Here is a 2820-nt window from a genome sequence, read left to right as displayed (position 1 = left end):
CTTGGTCACAGGTTCAAGTCCTGTTGGGGGCACTTTTTATGCCCGAGTGCCGGCTGATGCCCGAGGGTTGCTTGGCCATCAAGGCGTTCGTCAACAAACAGCTGGTGGTGCTACCGAACGAGTAACCGCAGGTTATCGAGGCGGGGCATGGGAGTGATCCGATGCCCCGCCTATGTATTCGTTAGTTCAAACAACTTCGAGGAGTGCGGTCAGCGATCGCCACACTCCGGTCGCGAGCGCTACCTAGCTGGCGGCCGACAAGAAAGCGTCGATCTCAGCAGTGGTTGGCGCCGAATCGGGGCCGCTCCGAGTTGCTTTGATGGCTGCCGCTGCGTTTGCCCGGTCAACCGCCGCCTCTATCCCTAACCCCTGACTTAGCCCGGCAAGCAGGACACCTGCGTGGACATCTCCACAGCCATTCGTGTCGACGGGGATCTGAGGATAGGTGGGTATGACGTGCACGTCGCCCGAGCCGTCGTTACAGCACACACGGGTGGCCTCTTCACCATTGCGAACCACAACCCACGAGCCCTCGGAAACGACATCACTGAGGAGCCGAGCGACTGTTTCGGGGTCAAGATTCTCGGAGTTGTCGACTCCCCGCGCGGCCAGGATGGCTGCCGCCTCTCGCTCATTGGTGCTTAGAATGTTGCACCGAGCAAGTAATGGAGCAAAGGCCTCAACCGGAAGTTCGGTGACGAGGGGTGAAGGATCCACGAAGACCGTCGTCGTTTGAGGGATCTGCGGAAGCCATGCGGCGAGCCCGTCAGCGTTTTCAGGTGTTGCGAGAGAATATCCGGAAACGTAGACGATATCGTCTGGCTGAACGTCAATCGCTTCAAGGTGTTCAAGTCCGAATCTACCCTCGACCCCGATTGACGTAATGAACGTTCGCTCTGCGGAATCCTCGACGAGCGCTACACAGTAGCCGTTGTCTGCATCAGTTTGACGCTCGTAGCTCTCCCGGATGCCTGCAGCCTCCAGAGCCTGCGCAATGACGCTTGCATTCATGCCCGTTCCCACGAGACCGCAGTACAAGACGTCCATGCCATCGCGTGCGGCAGCGAGAAGAGAATTCATCGCACCACCTGCAGTGCTATAGCTGTCAGTGGCTACGATGTCTCCGCCGGATTCCGGCAAGCGATCAATGCGGAGGACTTGGTCAACGATGACTGAGCCAGTGTGAATAAGCTTCGTCATCGTGATTCCTGCTCGCTGGGGCTGGTCTCTGTGCCGGATCCCTTCGCGCCACCGAGGGCAAAGTAAAGGATTCCGGACAGGAGCAGAGTAACAAGCCACGGCAGTCCGTTCGCGGCAATGAACGTGTCGTTCAGCGGCGCGAACTCGAACGAGAACCCAACGATGATAGCGATTAGCCAGGAGCTCACAGCGCGCCACTCGATGCCAGCCTTGTACCAATATGGCGAGCTAGCGTTCATCTGGAGCAGACCACGTGCGTCATATCGCTGACGCCCAATCATGTCCACGAGGAATACGCCAAGCCATGCCGTGAGCGGGATTGCGAGGTACGTAATGAACGTGATGAATGGACCGTAGAAGCTTCCAATGACGAAGAAGAACAGAACCGAGCCGATCAGTGCCACGCAGAGTTCGATCATGACGGCGGTGATTCGGCGTGCTTTGATTCCCATCGTCAACAAGGTCAAGCCCGATGAGTAGACCGAGATATTGTTTGACAGAAGTAGACCAGCAAATGCCGAAATCAAGAACGGTACGGACATCCAAGCCGGCAGGAGCTCCGGAATGGACGCGAGTGGATTATCCGCATCGAAGCCGGGGTTGGTGATGGCGATCAACGAACCAGTACCGATCATGATGACGAGCGGAATGCCAGCACCGACGGCGCAGGAGAGGATGAGCGTTCGAGCTGGAACCGTCTTCGATTGGTACCTCGCGATGTCAGCGCCTGAGTTCGCCCACGCAAGACCGGTGCCCGCGGCGACGACGCCGATACCAAGGAAGACGGTTGACCACGATCCGGCTTCGGCGGAGATCACTGCGCTCCAGTCGACCTGTACGACGATGAAGGCGACCACCACGAGGGTGAGGGCGCCGAAGATGTACGTTGCCCACTTTTGGAATGTGGCAAGCATTTCATGGCCGATACCAGACACCGCAAGAGTTGCAAGCAGGAATAGCAACACCGCGAAGACCGTGAGGATGGGGGAGTTTTGTGGGGTGAGTTCTCGACCGACGAGGATTGTTCCGATCGAGAGCACTGCGTATCCAGCGGTAACGGTGTTGACGGTTTCCCACCCCCACCGGGACAAAATGGCGACGATCGTCGGGCCAAAGTTGCCGAGTTGTCCAAACACGGCTCTCGAGAGTGTGAGTGAGGGAGCGCCACCGCGCTGGCCTGCGATTGAAACAATGCCAACAATGGCGAATGAGCCCACTGCGCCGATGGTTGCCGCGATGAGTGCCTGCCAGAGATTGAGTTCCCCGGCCACCACCCAGATGCCCAGCGGCAGTCCAAGAATCGAAATGTTTCCTGCGAACCAAATCCAAAACAATTCGCCTGGCCCGGAGGTCTGTTCTTCGGGGCCGACAGGTTCAATGCCCCTGTCTTCGACTTTCATTAACTCGCGAAAAGCAGTCTTTCCGCTTGGTGTGTTTTCCATGATTTCTCCTTATGAACGTCTCTGTTCACGAACGTCGGTGTTCAGATGCTTCGGTGATTTAAGAGTGCAGCCGCGAGGTCATCGAACTCGAGGTTGTTTTGACGCGATACGTCTCGGACCACGTCGTCGGGCCAGGTGTCCACTCCGGAGAGCGCACCGCGCATGGCACCCACAGTCT

2 protein-coding genes are annotated in these 2820 nt (G+C 57.7%); both read right to left on the bottom strand.

Annotation, left to right across the window (positions count from 1 at the left end; all coding sequences use genetic code 11):
* Window positions 1–243: 243 nt before the first annotated feature.
* Window positions 244–1200: a PfkB family carbohydrate kinase gene (locus ACHFFR_RS08470; RefSeq protein WP_394263829.1), complete on the bottom strand. Its 957-nt coding sequence runs from the start codon at window positions 1198–1200 to the stop codon at window positions 244–246.
* Entirely contained in the window at window positions 1197–2642 is a 1446-nt protein-coding gene (locus ACHFFR_RS08465; RefSeq protein ID WP_394263828.1) for a purine-cytosine permease family protein, read from the bottom strand. Before ACHFFR_RS08465 ends, ACHFFR_RS08470 begins: the two co-directional genes overlap by 4 nt.
* Window positions 2643–2820: the final 178 nt, after the last annotated feature.

Origin of the sequence: Trueperella sp. (assembly GCF_043424875.1) — a bacterium.
GTDB lineage: Bacteria > Actinomycetota > Actinomycetes > Actinomycetales > Actinomycetaceae > Trueperella.
This window is presented reverse-complemented; position numbering and strand designations above follow the sequence as displayed.